Annotated in this window: 14 protein-coding genes; 5 read left to right on the top strand and 9 right to left on the bottom strand. The window is 43.4% G+C overall.

What is annotated here, in order from left to right; all coding sequences use genetic code 11:
• Positions 1–252: 252 nt before the first annotated feature.
• Positions 253–1,284: an L-threonine 3-dehydrogenase gene (gene tdh, locus L8S15_RS17340; RefSeq protein ID WP_010428880.1), complete on the bottom strand. Its 1,032-nt coding sequence runs from the start codon at positions 1,282–1,284 to the stop codon at positions 253–255.
• 110 nt (positions 1,285–1,394) lie between these two features.
• Entirely contained in the window at positions 1,395–2,588 is a 1,194-nt protein-coding gene (locus L8S15_RS17335) for a glycine C-acetyltransferase (RefSeq protein ID WP_280574392.1), read from the bottom strand.
• A 497-nt stretch (positions 2,589–3,085) separates the two neighbouring features.
• Between L8S15_RS17335 and L8S15_RS17330 the strand changes: the two genes are divergently transcribed.
• Positions 3,086–4,018: a LysR family transcriptional regulator gene (locus L8S15_RS17330; RefSeq protein WP_016794965.1), complete on the top strand. Its 933-nt coding sequence runs from the start codon at positions 3,086–3,088 to the stop codon at positions 4,016–4,018.
• The gene (locus tag L8S15_RS17325) at positions 4,018–4,401 is read left to right on the top strand and encodes a VOC family protein (protein ID WP_010428871.1); all 384 of its coding nucleotides are present in this window, start codon (positions 4,018–4,020) and stop codon (positions 4,399–4,401) included. The genes L8S15_RS17330 and L8S15_RS17325 overlap by 1 nt, the downstream gene beginning before the upstream one ends.
• Before the next feature lie 113 nt (positions 4,402–4,514).
• Here L8S15_RS17325 and L8S15_RS17320 read toward each other — a convergent pair whose 3' ends face one another.
• From L8S15_RS17320 to L8S15_RS17305, 4 genes are all read right to left on the bottom strand, one after another.
• A complete protein-coding gene (locus L8S15_RS17320; protein WP_280574389.1) occupies positions 4,515–6,050 on the bottom strand; it encodes a PepSY domain-containing protein in 1,536 nt (511 codons plus the stop codon).
• 111 nt (positions 6,051–6,161) lie between these two features.
• Positions 6,162–6,512: a hypothetical protein gene (locus L8S15_RS17315; protein WP_016769165.1), complete on the bottom strand. Its 351-nt coding sequence runs from the start codon at positions 6,510–6,512 to the stop codon at positions 6,162–6,164.
• A 269-nt stretch (positions 6,513–6,781) separates the two neighbouring features.
• Positions 6,782–7,177, bottom strand: a complete 396-nt coding sequence (locus tag L8S15_RS17310) for a cytochrome b562 (protein ID WP_010428861.1) — start codon at positions 7,175–7,177, stop codon at positions 6,782–6,784.
• A gap of 177 nt (positions 7,178–7,354) precedes the next feature.
• A complete protein-coding gene (locus L8S15_RS17305) occupies positions 7,355–8,101 on the bottom strand; it encodes a phosphatase (protein ID WP_280574386.1) in 747 nt (248 codons plus the stop codon).
• A 339-nt stretch (positions 8,102–8,440) separates the two neighbouring features.
• On the opposite strand from L8S15_RS17305, the gene L8S15_RS17300 reads away from it, so the two are divergent.
• On the top strand, positions 8,441–11,455 hold the full coding sequence (locus L8S15_RS17300) for an HD domain-containing phosphohydrolase (RefSeq protein WP_016797101.1): 3,015 nt from the start codon (positions 8,441–8,443) through the stop codon (positions 11,453–11,455).
• 31 nt (positions 11,456–11,486) lie between these two features.
• Here the strand turns inward: L8S15_RS17300 and L8S15_RS17295 are convergent, their stop codons facing one another.
• On the bottom strand, positions 11,487–12,506 hold the full coding sequence (locus L8S15_RS17295) for a DMT family transporter (protein WP_016788114.1): 1,020 nt from the start codon (positions 12,504–12,506) through the stop codon (positions 11,487–11,489).
• A 91-nt stretch (positions 12,507–12,597) separates the two neighbouring features.
• Here L8S15_RS17295 and L8S15_RS17290 point away from each other — a divergent pair, with 91 nt between their 5' ends.
• On the top strand, positions 12,598–13,554 hold the full coding sequence (locus L8S15_RS17290; protein WP_016785108.1) for a LysR substrate-binding domain-containing protein: 957 nt from the start codon (positions 12,598–12,600) through the stop codon (positions 13,552–13,554).
• Between the two features lie 30 nt (positions 13,555–13,584).
• The gene (locus L8S15_RS17285) at positions 13,585–13,905 is read left to right on the top strand and encodes a heavy metal-binding domain-containing protein (RefSeq protein WP_004730185.1); all 321 of its coding nucleotides are present in this window, start codon (positions 13,585–13,587) and stop codon (positions 13,903–13,905) included.
• A 159-nt stretch (positions 13,906–14,064) separates the two neighbouring features.
• Here the strand turns inward: L8S15_RS17285 and L8S15_RS17280 are convergent, their stop codons facing one another.
• Positions 14,065–15,321 carry a peptidoglycan DD-metalloendopeptidase family protein gene (locus tag L8S15_RS17280; RefSeq protein WP_102357152.1) on the bottom strand — a complete coding sequence of 419 codons (1,257 nt, stop codon included), beginning with the start codon at positions 15,319–15,321 and terminating at the stop codon, positions 14,065–14,067.
• 145 nt (positions 15,322–15,466) lie between these two features.
• Positions 15,467–16,306, bottom strand: coding sequence for an alkyl sulfatase dimerization domain-containing protein (locus tag L8S15_RS17275; protein WP_010428829.1), 840 nt, complete (start codon positions 16,304–16,306; stop codon positions 15,467–15,469).
• Between the last annotated feature and the right edge of the window lie 60 nt (positions 16,307–16,366).

The raw sequence follows: 16,366 nt of genomic DNA, 5'->3' as shown, positions 1-16,366 counted from the left end.
ACATTGTTGAAACATTCCTCGACATATAAACCATACAAGTCGAATGGCTGTACTTGGTTACGCACTCGGTACATACGGCGCTTACATCTGTGGCCTAATCATGCAGGCTGCTGCATTGGGTTAACAACTCATTGCTGTAAAAAATGGGCAACTGAACCTTGATCATATCGCCCATTTTCTTGAGTTCCGAGATGTAAAAAAGGCGACAGTAAAAACTGTCGCCTTTCTAATATCTTGTTACTCAGCTAAAGCTTATTCCCAATCAAGAATTACTTTACCTGACATACCAGAGCGCATCATGTCGAAGCCTTTCTGGAAGTCGTCCACTTTGTAGTGGTGAGTAATGATTGGTGTTAGATCTAGGCCTGACTGGATTAGTGACGCCATCTTGTACCAAGTTTCAAACATTTCACGACCGTAGATACCTTTGATAACCAAGCCTTTAAAGATTACTTGGTTCCAGTCTACTGCCATGTCTGATGGTGGAATACCTAGTAGAGAGATCTTACCGCCATGGTTCATGTTAGTCAGCATACTGTTGAACGCAGATGGGTTACCAGACATTTCTAGGCCTACATCGAAGCCTTCAGTCATGCCAAGATCAGCCATTACGTCTTCAAGCTTCTCTTCCATCACGTTTACTGCGCGAGTTACACCCATTTTTTTAGCGAGATCTAGGCGGTATTCGTTTACATCAGTGATAACAACGTGACGAGCACCAACGTGCTTAGCAACAGCTGCAGCCATGATACCGATTGGGCCAGCACCCGTAATTAGCACATCTTCGCCTACTAGGTCGAAAGAAAGCGCTGTGTGAACTGCATTACCAAACGGGTCGAAGATTGATGCTAGGTCGTCAGAGATTCCTGCAGGGATCTTAAATGCGTTGAACGCAGGGATCACAAGGAACTCAGAGAACGCACCTGTGCGGTTTACACCAACACCTGTTGTGTTACGACAAAGGTGAGTACGGCCACCACGACAGTTACGACAGTGACCACATGTGATGTGACCTTCGCCAGATACACGGTCGCCGATTTCAAAACCACGAACTTCTTGGCCAATACCAACAACTTCACCCACGTATTCGTGACCTACTACCATAGGTACTGGGATTGTATTTTGTGACCACTCATCCCAGTTATAGATATGTACATCAGTACCACAAATTGCAGTTTTCTTAATGCGGATAAGAAGATCATTATGACCCATTTCAGGTTTTTCAACCTCGGTCATCCAGATGCCTTCTTCAGGCTTAAGCTTAGAAAGTGCTTTAATTTTCATAATGTTATCCAGTTCATCTCGCCTAACTGTAAGGCGAGAATCAAAAATCTATATGTTCTATTGGGTGTTGCTCTATCTAATTAAAGGATGCTCGTGGCACCCCTTTAAAATTAGATGATACCCATGTCTTTACCAACTTGGATGAACGCATCGATTGCGCGGTCTAGTTGCTCACGAGAGTGTGCAGCAGACATTTGCGTACGGATACGAGCTTGACCTTTTGGTACGACAGGAAAAGAGAAACCGACAACGTAGATGCCTTTCTCTAGAGCGCGCTCTGCGAATTCAGCCGCTACTTTTGCATCACCAAGCATGATTGGGATGATAGCGTGGTCAGCACCACCCATTGTGAAACCAGCGTCTTCCATGCGAGTACGGAAGTGAGCAGAATTTTCCCATAGTTGAGTACGCAGGTCGCCAGATTCCGCAAGAAGATCTAGAACGCGGATAGACGCCGATACGATTGCAGGTGCAACAGAGTTAGAGAACAGGTATGGACGAGAACGCTGACGTAACCAGTCGATTACTTCTTTCTTACCAGCAGTGTAACCGCCTGAAGCGCCACCCATTGCTTTACCAAGCGTACCAGTGATGATGTCGATACGGTCAACAACGTTGTGGAACTCGTGAGTACCTGCGCCGTTTTCACCCATGAAACCTACTGCGTGAGAATCATCAACCATCACTAGTGCACCGTACTTGTCAGCAAGGTCACAGATAGCAGGAAGGTTAGCGACTACGCCGTCCATTGAGAACACACCGTCAGTTACGATAAGCGTGTGACATGCACCCGCTTCTTTAGCTGCGATAAGTTGCTGCTCTAGCTCTTCCATGTTGTTGTTTGCGTAGCGGAAGCGCATTGCTTTACACAGACGAACACCATCGATGATAGATGCGTGGTTTAGAGCATCAGAAATGATTGCGTCTTCTTTGCCTAGAATCGTTTCGAATAGGCCAGCGTTCGCATCAAAACAAGATGTGTAAAGAATAGTGTCTTCTTTACCTAGGAACGTAGATAGCTTTTGCTCTAGTTCTTTGTGAGAATCTTGAGTACCACAGATGAAACGTACTGAAGCCATACCAAAACCGTGCTGATCCATACCATCTTTAGCAGCTTCGATAAGAGCTGGGTGGTTAGCAAGGCCTAAGTAGTTGTTTGCACAGAAGTTTAGTACTTCTTCACCTGTCGAGATAGAAACCGCTGCTTTTTGAGCAGAAGTGATAATGCGCTCAGACTTGTAAAGACCTTCTTCTTTAACTTCTTCGATTTGGTTTTGAATCTGTTGGTAAAATGCAGAAGACATTGTTCTATTCCTTCCTAGTTATTATTCAGCAGCATCGCGCGCCGCATTATGTAGGGAATGTAAACGATTTCAATTCGATCATTTACACTGTAAAACTTATACCTCTATTCTAGTTGAACATGCCCTTTTCGATTATCCCTCCAGTTGGAAAAACATTAATGAATCACAGGCACTAATAATGATTCATCCCAGTGATACAGAGCACATTAACACCTCAATGTTGTTCTTTTTAACGCCAAGCTCCCATCAATTACCGTCTAATTTTGCTTTCATATCGAATATCAATTTTTCATCTCAGTACGATATAGTGATGATTCTCCGCTTACCTCAGAATGTATAGCCTCTGTGGCGCTATACAGATGAGATGGAAACACATAAAACGATCAGGCCGATCAGACTACGTAATTAATGCAATTAATGAAATTGATTCACAAATAACAAGTAATCACTCACAATTGCCATAGCGCTCACGTTGAAACTTGTTTAATTGGATACTTATGATCAACCCAAAACTGATTGCCCTACTCCCAGATCTCGCATCCTTCATTTTGGTGGTAAACGAAGGAAGTTTTACCGCTGCTGCAAAACAGCTGGGCGTGACGCCTTCAGCACTCAGTAAGTTGATTACTCGCTTGGAAAAGGCCTTATCAGTAAAGCTGTTTGAACGAACAACTCGTACCCTAATCATCACTCAAGCTGGGCAACTGGTTTACGATCAAAGTGTCGTTATGATAAATGCCGCCCAACAGGCTGTTGAACTGTCGACGTCCGATCATACAGATCCTGCAGGCTCAATAACGGTAGCAGCGCCGGAAGCCTTCTTGAATTCGGTATTACAACCCTTTGTCGTTCCTTTCTTAAATCAATATCCTGAGATTCAACTTAAGTTAAGAGCCGCTGATGGCGACATCGATATCTTACGTCAAGGTATCGACATCGCGTTTCGTCTTACCGATAAACCCGACGAGAGCCTGGTTTTGAAGGAGTTAGGGAAAACTAACCTCGTACTGTGTGCGAACCCTGACTACCTTGAAGCGAAAGGAACTCCTTACCACCCGACAGAGCTTTCAGAGCACGATTGTTTGTATCTTGCCGAAACAGACAAAGACCACATTTGGGACTTTCTTAAAGATGATGAATTTCACACAGTACCCGTCAGTGGGCGTTACGCTGTAAACCACTCACAGATGCGACTTAAAGGCGTTAAAGAAGGACTTGGTGTAGGTATTTTCCATGATTTTGTAATCCAAGATGCGCTGACTGAAGGTTCTGTTGTGCAAGTGCTAGAAGATTGGACCATCAAGAGTAACTACCATGGCGCAATCGCGATGCAGTTTGCTCAAACCAAATACATGCCTGCTCGATTGCGTGTGTTCATCGATTACGCAATGGAACACTTGAGCGATAAGCTGGCCGGAGAAATAAACTAATGCTAAAAGGAATACACCACGCCGCCATTATTTGCTCAGACTACGAAGTCTCTAAACGCTTTTATACGGAAGTTTTAAAGCTTGAAGTGATTGCAGAGAATTATCGTGAAGCGCGCCAGTCGTACAAGCTTGACTTAGCTCTGCCTAATGGCGCTCAAATAGAATTATTCAGCTTCCCCGACGCACCTGAAAGACCAAGCTTTCCAGAAGCTCAAGGGCTGAGACATTTGGCTTTTTGTGTTGATGACGTTCAACATGCCAAAAGCTATTTGGAAGAACAAGGCATTGAAGTCGAACCGATTCGAGTTGATGAGTTTACGGGGAGATCATTTACGTTTTTCGCAGACCCAGACGGCCTGCCGCTAGAGCTGTATCAGATCTAAAGCTTTATCAAATCTAGAGCTGTATCAAGTCTAAAGTCTTCCTCACAAAGGAATCACCCATCTGATTAATAAAACGGACTTTCTCAAGTCGAGAAAGTCCGTTTACGTCTCAATTAACTCAATGCCGTCTTGAATTTCTCAACTCGCGAAACCAACAACCAATCCAGTAGCATTGCCGTCACAATGGTGGCACCTGCAAGTGGAAACAGTACTGAAATAACCACCACGGTCGCTAAGCCCACTTTCCAAAGTCCAACATCGCCAAACTTCGGTGGCGTTCCCAACTTTCTCTGGCCTGAAGGTCTGCGCATCCACCACATTACTCCACCAGTCACTGACACCAAAATGAATGCCAGACAGAACAACGCGTTTAGAAGCTTGTTGATGATACTGATATCACCTTGGTGCAGAGAAATACCCACGGCTAAGGTTTTGGCGAATAAATTGTAATCTTGCCACGTCACCTCTCCTAGGATGCGCCCTGAATATTGGTCGAGGTGAGTCGTGCGATCTTGGGTTGGATCGATAATGTCACCGCCCATGGTATTCGCAGCCACGGTGTAAACACCCGTTTCTGAGCGCGGGAAATTGACTTTATATTGCGTAAAACCAAGAGATTGAGCTTTTGCTATCACATCATCAATCGAGAAATTACTCGCAGATAATACATGCTGAGAATGATCCTCACCCATCTTAGAATGATCATGAGCTTCAGACGCTTCTTCTACTTGGTGGACGTGTTCTGCTGGCTTATCTTGAGACAAAGGCAATGGCGTTTGCTCTAGGTTCCAAGGCATTTCCTCCTCAGACCCGTGATTTAAAGAAGCATGCGTTTCGTTAGACAGAGGAATGTCGTCCCACATTTGAGCAGGAAAAGTACTCCATGCTTGCACTAGCTTACCGCCCCAAAAACCTGTCCATGACAATCCCGAAAGAATAAATAACAGAAGAATGAATGACAGTGTTCCACCGATGTTCGCATGCAGATCACGCATTAAAATACGCGTTCCTGAACCAAATCGAAGCTTAAGAAAACCAGCGCGGCTAGCGTTATCTCGAGGAAGCCATAAGTAAATGCCACTGATGAGTAACAGAATAGACAAGCTTATTGCGACTTCAATTAGGTAATCACCCCAATCACCAATCAACAAAGTGCCGTGAATGTCATTCGCCAGTTGGTACAGGCTATCGCTGCGCGGGATTTCTCCTACCACTTCACCAGTGTATTGATTCACCGTGGCGAAAACGGAAGTGCCATCTTCAAGCGATACAGAAAATCGGTTCGCAAGATCAGGGACTTTACTCGGAACAAACTGTGTCACCGTACCTTGTGGGTATTGATGCTGTACGGCAGCTAATTGTTGCGACACCTTGATCGGTTCGCCCGATGCAACAATTTCAATCGCGTCTTGATGGAAAGCGAGTTCAATTTCATCATCAAACAACATCACCAAACCAGTAATACTCAACATCAACATGAATGGGATAACGAATAGCCCGGCATAGAAGTGCCAGCGCCAAGTGAGGAAGTAGAGAGTTTTATTGCGGTCTTTGTTTTTTATATTGGTTCTCGAACCGGTTGTTGCACTGCTTGTAGACTGCGAAGTCGCTTGTGCTTTCGCAGAGCTTTGAGATTCATTTCTCAACATTATTATTTCCTTTGACACATGCAAACATACCTTCTGAAAAATCAGAAAGTAATCTGAGCATGTTTAACTTTACTTAATACTTTATTTTTTAATTATTTTAGTGGGTTAGGTTTAAGAAATATCAAAGGGAGGGCCGCGCGGGGCTTGCCTCGTATAGCGTTCGCTTAGAGCCAAAAAAGCGTAGCTGTCAGAGACAATAGAACTCAGTCGAGTTGTCAGTAGTGTAGTTGGAAGTTCATCTTGGTGAAACGTGGAAAAATGGCTAAACGGACACGGTTTACCTTTATGTGTGTTTGGTTCACCTTCTTCAATTTGAACCAGTTCAAAGCCATTAACCGTACATAACGACGCCCATACTCCCGCACTATTACCATGAGCATTGATAACAGGCATTAATGTTACCAATGCCCAGCTTAGTGCTGTTGCAAGTAACATAGAGAAGTTGAACGAGGTTCGGCGCATCATTCCAAATTTTTATAAATTTCCCTTATTATGAGGCACTTGGAATATAGGTACACGTAAAGATTAACATCAGGTTAAAAAATTGAAGCTAACGCACACTCTTTTTCGTTATAAACCGGTTACAGCATCAGAGCTAAGAAAGTATTGCGTATTTCTTTGCAGTAAGCCTTCGGGAAAATAGGCAATAAAAAACGCCGCCTTACTTCGTCCTCTCAAGAAGGAGATGTAAGTCGGCGCTATATACGTTACTTGTTTTAGTCTTGGTTTGTTTAACCGAAGATCTTGCTCCAAATACTCGGATTACGCTTCTCGTGATACTCTTCACGAAGGCCGTCAATAGTACGAAGTTCTTGCTGTGCAGATTCAAAGTCACCTTGGTCTAGCTTCTGCTCAATGCTATCAATTGATACACTAATTTTTTTGAAGCCTTCCATGAAGTGTTCTTCTTTTTCAATTGGGTAAACACCCGTTTTCAGCTCAGCAACTAACGTGTCGATACGTACTATAGGCTTTTGCATCTCTTCGATGCTTTGAGCTTCAGCCGCTTGTTTGAATGCAAGCTTCATTTCTTGCATATTTTTCTTAAGATCGACATTAGCAAATGCGTTGCCAGACAATAACGCAGCAGCGATTAAGCCAGATAAAAGGATTGAGCGAGTTTTCATTGTTTCTCCAGATGAAGCGATGTCTTTGAAGATAGCGCCATCGTTGTTGAGGCACTTCGACTTTATTATTTTCGGCTAGTGTATACAAAAATCCATCGAGCACAAAAATTGATTGTGTCGAAATGCAAACTAGCTAACCAACCAATGACTAAAAAGTAAAAAATAACGGAAATGCCATCACTCAAATACCGAAAATTCAGAAATAGATTGGCGACCACGCAGTGCTAAAAATGCCAAAAATTGCTGTGGCGAATGGGTAATCACCTTGTTCGAATCCACGCCAACCTCACCAAGTAGTGATGACACGAGATCCAACCCGCCTACATCTACGCAGAAATGCGCATCGCTACCTGTCGTAATAAACGCACCTTTCGCTTTAGCAATTCTTGCGATCTCATAGCAACGGTCGACACTACCCACACGGCTGTTACCTTTAAGTGTGGTGTTGTTAATTTCGATTGCGACATTATGTTCCACTGCACATTGAATGACCGCTTCAAAGTCAAAATCAAAATTCGGATTCCCCAAGTGACCAAGTGCATCAATTCGGCCGCCTTTAATCACATTCAACAATGCTTCTGTATGGGTAGTGACATCCGAGGGGCGAAATACTGGCTCATGAAAACTCGCGATCACCCAATCCAAGTTCTTATCCACACTCGGATGAATATCGATTTCACCCTGTGTGTTCATGATGTTTGACTCGACACCTCGAATAATAGCGACATCTTCAATAAAACGAGGGAGCGCACGCTGGTTGCTGAAAAACCAATAGTGTGGCGCGCCTGGCATTGACTCTGAATGATCGGTAGTACAAAACATGGTTAATCCGTTTTGCTTTGCCGATTTTGCGTTTTCGATCAGCGTGCTGTATGCATGACCACTGGCGTATGTGTGGGTGTGAGTATCTACTTTGAGTTCCATGAATCAATGCCCTTTTAGCTCGGTCTTTAAACGTTTCTCAGAAAAAACACTCCTGTACCTTCTTCTGAAAATAAGTGCCTCGTGGCAACAATTTGACCAGTTTATCAGTTGAAAGTGACAATTAGCATCTAAACATCAAGGTTTATTATCACTTCATTTACGCGTCACCATAAAGCTTCGTTAGTAAAGCCTTGTTTAACGATTAGATTTATCCATCCCGCATCGAAAAAACGCAGAACCTTGGCTCAAGAACCTGTTTGATTTCGCAAATTACACCAATTTTTTGCAACCTACCCAAGTTCGTCAATACTTAAACCAGTTAACAAACCGGAGTGTTAGATGAAACGCAGACGATACCCGCTGAGTATCCACATCACGAGCCTTTTCTTAATTTTGACGACGCTGGTCGGTACCGTTTTGATATCGATAAGCTATCGCCATTCTCAAGATTTGTTATTGGGTACCGTTCGCGAAGTAAGTAACGAACATCGCGATAAGCTGGAATCGATATTTAAACAAGCCATTGCGCCTGTTGTTACCACTTTAAATGTGATGGCGGTAAGCCCGTTTGTGGATCATCAAAACGCTTCAATTGAAAAAGAGTCTTGGTTGGCGTCAGTCGATATTATCTTCAAACAGAATAACAATTTAATGGCTTTGTTTTATGGCTCTGATGATGGTGAATTCAGAATTTTTCGCCCTTTGACGTCTATTAAACAAAGAGCTGAAAACAATGCGCCATCCAAGGCTACCATGATGGTCAGCACAACCAATCTAGACGGCGAAAACGTGATTAATTTTCTAGATGGTGCACACCAAGTGATCAGCACAGTACAAGCTGAGAGCAAATTTAACCCCACGACTCGACCTTGGTTTCGCAACGCAAAGCCCGATGGTTCAATACAACTTTCTGAACCCTATCAGTTCTATTTCCTTCAAACCCATGGTATTACACTCTCTAGACGTTCTGCAGACGGCAAGCATGTGGTTGGTGCCGATTTCACGCTAAAATCTCTCTCTTCTCAAATCAGTAAGCTGGCCTACTCTCCGCAAACACGATTAGCTCTATTCGACCAACATTTTAACCTTCTTGGCGAGCATCAACTTGATCTATCAATACCTAACCTAGCCCCTCCAACCAATCAGGAAGCAAAACTAGGTGGTCACCCTGTAGGAAAACTATCGGGTAGCGAACAAGATCCAAGCTTTTTTAGTATACCTAAACGTGAGCAGGTGGCTGCTCTGAAAGCATCCGTACTAGGGCCCCTTATCTCAGATGAAGAGAAGTTTAATCTCAACCTAAAAAACGTGGAGTACAATTTAAATACTTGGGCATTAACGTTAACACCTGTCGAACTCACTCAACATGTCACACTATATTTGGCAGAAGCGACACCACACAATGATCTACTGGCTGACCTCATCTCTATGCGTGATAAGCAAGTGGCTGTTGCAATTGGTATGTTGTTTATCTGTTTCGGCATCGTATGGTTTGTGGCGAATCGCTTATCTCAACCACTCAATACACTCATGCAACTCACAGACAACATTGCGCGATTTGACTTCAGACGAACCCACTATCCAAAAAGCATGATTCAAGAGGTAGCAAACCTTACACACTCTATTGAACTCATGGAGCACACTCTTCATGACTTGATCACCCTACTTCGAGATACAGCGGGTAATCAGGAATTTTCGATACTCGCTAAGAACATTGCTCATCAAAGCTATTTAATTACCAAAGCTGAAACCATCGTGCTTTTCACTCAATCAGAAGAAAAAGATGTGTTTGATACGGCTGCTAATCTCGCCATTATTCCTTTTAAAGCGGACATCAATGACTTCATCAAGCATACCCCTTGGTTACTATGCCAACTTAAAGCAGGCGAAACCATCCATCTAAACCGCGAAGACAACGTTCTTAATTATTATCAAGACTCGATCTTCAATTCAGACCTGTATCTGTTTCCACTATTGAACCGCGAAAAACTGTTGGTCGGCATTGTTGCCATTGGTTATGAAAGACCGATCACTAAGATGCAGGCCGACAAGCATGCCTTTTTAAGAGAACTGCTCAGCTTTGCTGAAATAGCTAAAGACAATATCGACCAAATGCAACAACAAAAAAACATGCTCAATGCTTTCATCGAGCTGATTGCATCGGCAATTGATACCAAATCACCTTACACCGGTGGCCATTGCCAAAGAGTCCCAGAACTCACTAAATGGCTAACCCAAGCCACGATTGATGATGACCGTTATTACCCGCAATTTTCATTAGATAGTAAGCAGTGGGAAGAGTTGATGCTCGCTGCATGGCTTCACGATTGCGGTAAAGTCACCACGCCGGAATATGTGGTAGACAAAGCAACAAAACTCGAGACGATTTATGACCGAATCCACGAAGTTCGCATGCGTTTTGAGCTGTTAAAACAACAAGCGGAAACCGACTATTGGAAAGCCATAGCTAACGGGGCGCTTCAAGAAGATCAACTTAAAGTACTCGAACAAAACTTGTCAGAATTAGATGAAGAATTTGCCTTCGTTGCTGATTGCAACCTGGGCAGTGAATCAATGACGGAAGAGCAGCTTGCACGCTTAGATCAAATAGCAAAACGTACATGGAAGCGCACATTAGACGATCAATTAGGGTTATCTTGGTCTGAAAAAGAGAGATTTAACACTCAACAGAACATCACAGAACCAAACGAGAAGCCATCAAATAGCAAAGAGCCTATTTTACCTGTGATGGAGCCGTTGCTTGCTGATAAGCCAGAACATAAAATACAGTGGGATAATGGCTTTAACCCTGCAGATATGTGGCAAGAAGAGTTCGTTCTTAAACCTGGAGAAGTAAAATATAATCAAGGTGAACTGCATAATTTGAAAGTACGTCGTGGCACCTTAAACGACGAAGAACGTTTCATGATCAACGACCATATCATTCAGACTTTCACCATGCTCAATAAGCTCCCTTATCCGTCTTATCTCAAAAACATTCCAGACATCGCGAGCGGACACCACGAGCGTATCGATGGTAAGGGATACCCAAGAGGCCTAAGCGAGGATCAATTGCCTTTACCGTCTCGAGCCATGGCGATTGCCGATGTGTTTGAAGCTCTAACCTCAAGCGACCGTCCGTACAAAAAAGGCAAACACTTAGACGAATCGCTCAATATCATGACCGACATGGCCACCAGCGGCCATATCGATCCAAAACTGTATTTGCTATTTTTGGAGAACAAAATCTACGACAAATACGCAGAGCGATTTCTTGAAGCTAACCAACAGTCCGAGATTGATCAGAAGAAGCACATAGATCGAGTAAAAGAGTACATACGCTCGTTGTTCTAGGTATTTTCCAATAGTCATGGATTCTTAACGTTTAACTTTTAACGACAGAACCTAACGCCTCAGAGTTCAAAGCATTCACTGTCGTTATTGGGAGTTGCTTGGTTTTGACTTTATATTGCCTTTTAGCCAGTAATGTATTGGTAATGCTTGCCACGACAATCAGATTAATACCAAGGATCTGCTGGGTAGAGAAGACGTCATCGAAGAACAAGCCCTGCCATAACGCACTGAATAGCATATTAGTAAAAATTAAAGGCGCGAGTTGAGAGCCGCTTTCTGCAAGTTTATAGGCTTTAGAGCGGAAGATTTGCGTATTAATGGTAAACAACGCGAGTCCAAATGCTCCAAGTCCAATCCAACCTAAACCATCAATAGACAGTAAAACTGTTAAGGCGCCATCCCCTCCATCAGCTTCAAGGACGTCAGGCATAACAGAAATGGAAGTGAATAAAACCATTGGTAACACGAGTATGGCTGCGACTAGAAACGTCCATGCATTTAGCTCTGCTGGCGTAAGGCTCGTCTTAGAGGCTCGATACAAACTCACTTGCGAACCCGAGTTAAACATTCCCGCTAACAATCCTAGCAACAGTGCAGGCCTAAAGAAATCCGAGCCGAATTCAAACTGCGACCAATCCCCTGCCATCATCACTACACCAACAAAAGTGATCGCTAGGCAAACCACCGTGGTTGTATGAACTTTTGTGCCAAATATTAATTTTTCTAACAAAGGAATAAACAAAGGGCCGGTGCTGAATAATACAATCCCCTCAATAAGGGTCAGGGTTTGTAGTGACGTTAGAAAGCACCACTGACAGGCCACCATGAAAATCGCCCGCATCACTAAAGGCTTCCACATCTTTCGTGTCGGTTTGCTAATTTTATAAAAGATCAAAAAAAGAAATAGAAAAAGGCTGGGTAATAAGAAACGCACAAAACTCAGCAACGAAATGGGCATGGTTTCAGATAGGTACTTAGCCACTAAACCGCTTATAGACAAACTGAATGTCGACAACAACATAAAAGTCGTCGCCTTGGTAATATCAGACATAATTATCACCTCCTATGGCACCTATTTTAGAAGCGTGACGTGATGAAAAATAGCGAGTAATATTAACCATAACTGTAAGGAAAACTTACCTATGAAAAAGCTCGTTCCGCTTAAATCCGTTTATGCTTTTATTGCTGTGGCTGAAACTGGCAGTATGACCGAAGCCGCACGTGTTTTGTATGTCAGTCACTCTGCGGTAAGCCAAGCCATAAAGTCACTAGAACAACTGGTTAATAAGCCTCTATTTCAACGGGTAGGTCGTCGTGTCGTTCTTAATGCCGCGGGTAAGCGGTATTACCGAAAAGTCGCTCCTGCATTGGAGCAAGTCATAGACGCGACAGAAGAACTGGCCAAAACGCCTAACGATCACCGCATTACACTCAATATGGTGAATTCACTGGCGATGCATTGGTGGATTCCTCGAGTCCCCGACTTCCAAGCCTTTGCTCCTTCTCTTGATATCCGTATTTCCACGTTAACCGGCCCTTTTGATATCGAGCAGGAAGGGGTAGATATTGCCCTTGTCCATGGCAAACCTAACGAATGGGATCGCTATTACAGCGAGAAATTAGGCGATGATGATCTGGTATTGGTGTGTAGCCCTACCTTGTTGAAAAACCAAACGGGACTGAGCGTTGAGCAACTCGTGAAACAGAACCCAACCATTGGCGCATTTAACCCTAGGCGAAAGCACGACTGGCAAGTGTGGTGTGATCATTATCAAATCCCAATGCCCGCATTTCATAGCAACCTAACATTTGATATATCCATTCAAGCCGTGCAAGCTGCGATTCGTTCTCTTGGAGTGTTGGTTACCCATCGCTTGTTTGTGAAAGATGACATCAGCCACGGCATGTTAGTGGAACTGGGTAAACCCGTTGCTAACCCGCACCAAGATTTCTACTTTGTTTGCCCAAAAAACAAATTAAAACAAGAAAGTGTGCTAAAACTGAGATCATGGTTAAGGCATGAATTCACACACTCAGAGACAACATTGAGCGATGATACTCAAGGACAAGACCAAACTATCAATCCATGCAGCGAGTAGAAGCTCAACAAGCGGACAAGAGAGGCTATTATGATTATTACCACCACACAATCAGTCGAAGGCAAGCGCATTGTCGATTACAAAGGGGTTATCGCAGGAGAAGCTATTCTAGGCGTTAACGTTTTCAAAGATATGTTTTCAGGCATCCGTGACTTTGTTGGTGGGCGTTCTGGCACTTATGAAAAAGAGCTAGAGAAAGCACGTAACTACGCCTTCAAAGAGCTAGAACAAAAAGCCATTGAAGCGGGCGCAAACGCAGTTGTAGGCGTAGATATCGATTACGAAGTGTTGGGAACAGGCAATGGCATGCTAATGGTATCGGCGAGCGGTACAGCGGTTGTCGTTGCATAGTCAACCCATGCCACTGATAAGCCAAGAAAACGAGATACTAAGCTACTAAGAAAACAGTATCTGGCTGATGAACTAGTCAACAATTCTCCCTTCCTGTCGAACAGGAAGGGAAATCAACGACCAATAGTTATAGGTTAAATGAGTCGTGGCCACCGTAAATCAACTTGCACTGCTCTTTTGATCAGTAATCAAACCATCAAATGAAGCAATTCGGGCAAGGAACTCTTTCTTATTTTGAGGAAGAATAGAGCTTGCCATTGGTAAGTTCGCCTTCATCGCGTTGACCGCTCGACCACGTACCAAAACTTCAAAATGCAAGTGAGGACCGGTTATACGACCTGTTGCGCCAGATAGCGCAATTTTCTGGCCTCGTTTCACTTGTTGGCCTTTCTTAACTAAGAAACGGCTCAAGTGTAAGTAACGAGTTTTGTAAACACTGTTGTGCTCAATCACCAAGTATTTTCCTGCATATGGGTGATTGCGAATCGCTACAACCCGACCATCACCCGTTGAATAGACTGGCGCACCAACTGGTGTCGCAAAGTCAGTGCCATTATGAGGCGATATACGCCCTGTCACAGGATGCTTTCGGTATGGGTTAAATGATGAAGTAATCCGACGGAACTGACGAGCGACCGGATATCTATCGAAGGCTTGCTCTAAGCTGTTACCCGCTCTGTCGTAAAAGCGACCATCTGGAGCTAAAAAAGCCGCTACTTCTCGGTTTCTCAAGTTAATAGAGATACCTTGAACTTCCGTTTTGCCTGTTAAGTGATTATCGGTGTACTGCTCTTTAACCAACACATTAAAGCTATCACCTGCTCTTAGCTCCCTTGCGAAGTTGATTTTGTCTCTCAAAGTTCTGGTTATATTAGCTATCTGGGCCGTTGTTAACCCCGCTTTATATGCTGACGTCGAAAAACTGCCATGAACGGTGCCTGCATAGAGCTTTTCCTTCCATTCTCCAGGCACTTCATGGAATTGGTAGTCAAAGCTTCCATCATTATTTTTAGTAAAGACAGCCTGTTCTACGAGACTTTCATGGAAAATTAACTCAACGAGCTGTTTAGAGTCACCATCCAGAAGCAACTCTAGATGATCACCAGGTTTTATTGTGTCCAATTTCAAAGACTCAAGATCTGCTTCCATCACCTTTTGAACCGTTCCATAAGGCAGTTTCCATGACGAAAATATGTTGCTTAGCGTGTCGCCGACTTTCACAAAATAATGGACTTTAACGAGAGAGTTGGAACCCGATTGCGAATGCACCTTGGCCACATCACTCGATTGAGAATCTTGATAAGGTGTTATTTTGATAGAGACTTCTTGTACTGATTCTGAATGAAAAGAGAGCAAAGTAGCAAGAGAAAATGCGCTGATCGCAATAATGATCAGGCCGGAGCGGAGAAACTTCATAAAATATTTAACGGTTTATAACGATGAACTCATTCAAATGTTATAACATAACAATTTAGTTTATTGAACAAGTGAAATGTAAGAAACCGTTCTGTAAATCCAATAAAAAGATGATGGGCTAATAAAGCCCATCGCCTTTCAAATATTACTCTTCGAAAAGAGCCTCAAATCGTTCTAAACCTCTTAGCATCTCAAAATCAGGCTCTTCAGCTAGTAGCTCTCTCATAGAACCACTTGTTTCAATCGAACGCTCTAAATCATCGATAGCTTGACCTTCTGCACCTAATCTAGCGTAAGCACAAGCGCGTTGGTACAGGGCATGAGCATTTTGATCATCTACCTCAAGTACGCGGTTGCACAGACTCATCGCCCAATGGTATTCCCGCATGTCCATTGCAGCATCCGCTTTGTGTGTCAACGCTTCCAAGTCACCCGGACGAACCTTCAAAATTTCATCATAAGTTTCAATTTTCTGTTCAGCAGTCTGGGCATTTTGCGCTCTCAGCCATAAATTGTGAATCTCATTGATGATCTCAATCTCTCGGTTGTTCTCCGATATGATTCTGGTCTTACGCTTAAGGTCCCTTTCAAGAAGGTTAAATTTCTTTTCATAATCTTGAGCAATCGAATTCAGCCGCTGGTCGGCCATTTCTTTGGTGGTATGTTTGAGCTCTTTAAGTGATTGCCACCCCACCAACGCAATGAGTGAAGCAACACCTGCAATAATGTAGAAGAAATAAGTCACGGTGACATTCGCATAGTTGAGCGACTTGTCGGCAACAGACAGTTCACGATCGGTCATCTGTATAGTTAGGCGTCTCTCAAGATCTTGTTGTTCCATTCGCAACTGCTTCAACTCATCTAGGATGTAGCGCTCCATCAGTGGTCGGTCTACATACTCTTTGTCTGAGTATTTAACTTCCTCGCTTGCAAGGCTCATGGTTGTTACCAGTGAGAACACTGCAATCAATAGAATTCGAAGCATTTATACTTTCCTTATATGTCTTATCTTTGTGTCACTGTATCTCGTTATGGCAATACAAGC

The organism is Vibrio sp. S/42/10 (assembly GCF_029890535.1).
GTDB lineage: Bacteria > Pseudomonadota > Gammaproteobacteria > Enterobacterales > Vibrionaceae > Vibrio > Vibrio cyclitrophicus.
The sequence above is the reverse complement of the archived record's forward strand: the minus strand, read 5'-3'. Positions and strand labels throughout refer to the sequence as shown.

What these genes read in the sequence shown, in the direction of transcription:
- L8S15_RS17285 (WP_004730185.1), top strand. Translation starts at nt 13,585, where the DNA reads ATGATTATTACCACCACACAATCAGTCGAAGGCAAGCGCATTGTCGAT.
- L8S15_RS17310 (WP_010428861.1), bottom strand. Translation starts at nt 7,177, where the DNA reads ATGAAAACTCGCTCAATCCTTTTATCTGGCTTAATCGCTGCTGCGTTA.
- L8S15_RS17275 (WP_010428829.1), bottom strand. Translation starts at nt 16,306, where the DNA reads ATGCTTCGAATTCTATTGATTGCAGTGTTCTCACTGGTAACAACCATG.
- L8S15_RS17335 (WP_280574392.1), bottom strand. Translation starts at nt 2,588, where the DNA reads ATGTCTTCTGCATTTTACCAACAGATTCAAAACCAAATCGAAGAAGTT.
- L8S15_RS17330 (WP_016794965.1), top strand. Translation starts at nt 3,086, where the DNA reads ATGATCAACCCAAAACTGATTGCCCTACTCCCAGATCTCGCATCCTTC.
- L8S15_RS17300 (WP_016797101.1), top strand. Translation starts at nt 8,441, where the DNA reads ATGAAACGCAGACGATACCCGCTGAGTATCCACATCACGAGCCTTTTC.
- L8S15_RS17295 (WP_016788114.1), bottom strand. Translation starts at nt 12,506, where the DNA reads ATGTCTGATATTACCAAGGCGACGACTTTTATGTTGTTGTCGACATTC.
- L8S15_RS17320 (WP_280574389.1), bottom strand. Translation starts at nt 6,050, where the DNA reads ATGTTGAGAAATGAATCTCAAAGCTCTGCGAAAGCACAAGCGACTTCG.
- tdh (WP_010428880.1), bottom strand. Translation starts at nt 1,284, where the DNA reads ATGAAAATTAAAGCACTTTCTAAGCTTAAGCCTGAAGAAGGCATCTGG.
- L8S15_RS17290 (WP_016785108.1), top strand. Translation starts at nt 12,598, where the DNA reads ATGAAAAAGCTCGTTCCGCTTAAATCCGTTTATGCTTTTATTGCTGTG.
- L8S15_RS17280 (WP_102357152.1), bottom strand. Translation starts at nt 15,321, where the DNA reads ATGAAGTTTCTCCGCTCCGGCCTGATCATTATTGCGATCAGCGCATTT.
- L8S15_RS17325 (WP_010428871.1), top strand. Translation starts at nt 4,018, where the DNA reads ATGCTAAAAGGAATACACCACGCCGCCATTATTTGCTCAGACTACGAA.
- L8S15_RS17305 (WP_280574386.1), bottom strand. Translation starts at nt 8,101, where the DNA reads ATGGAACTCAAAGTAGATACTCACACCCACACATACGCCAGTGGTCAT.
- L8S15_RS17315 (WP_016769165.1), bottom strand. Translation starts at nt 6,512, where the DNA reads ATGCGCCGAACCTCGTTCAACTTCTCTATGTTACTTGCAACAGCACTA.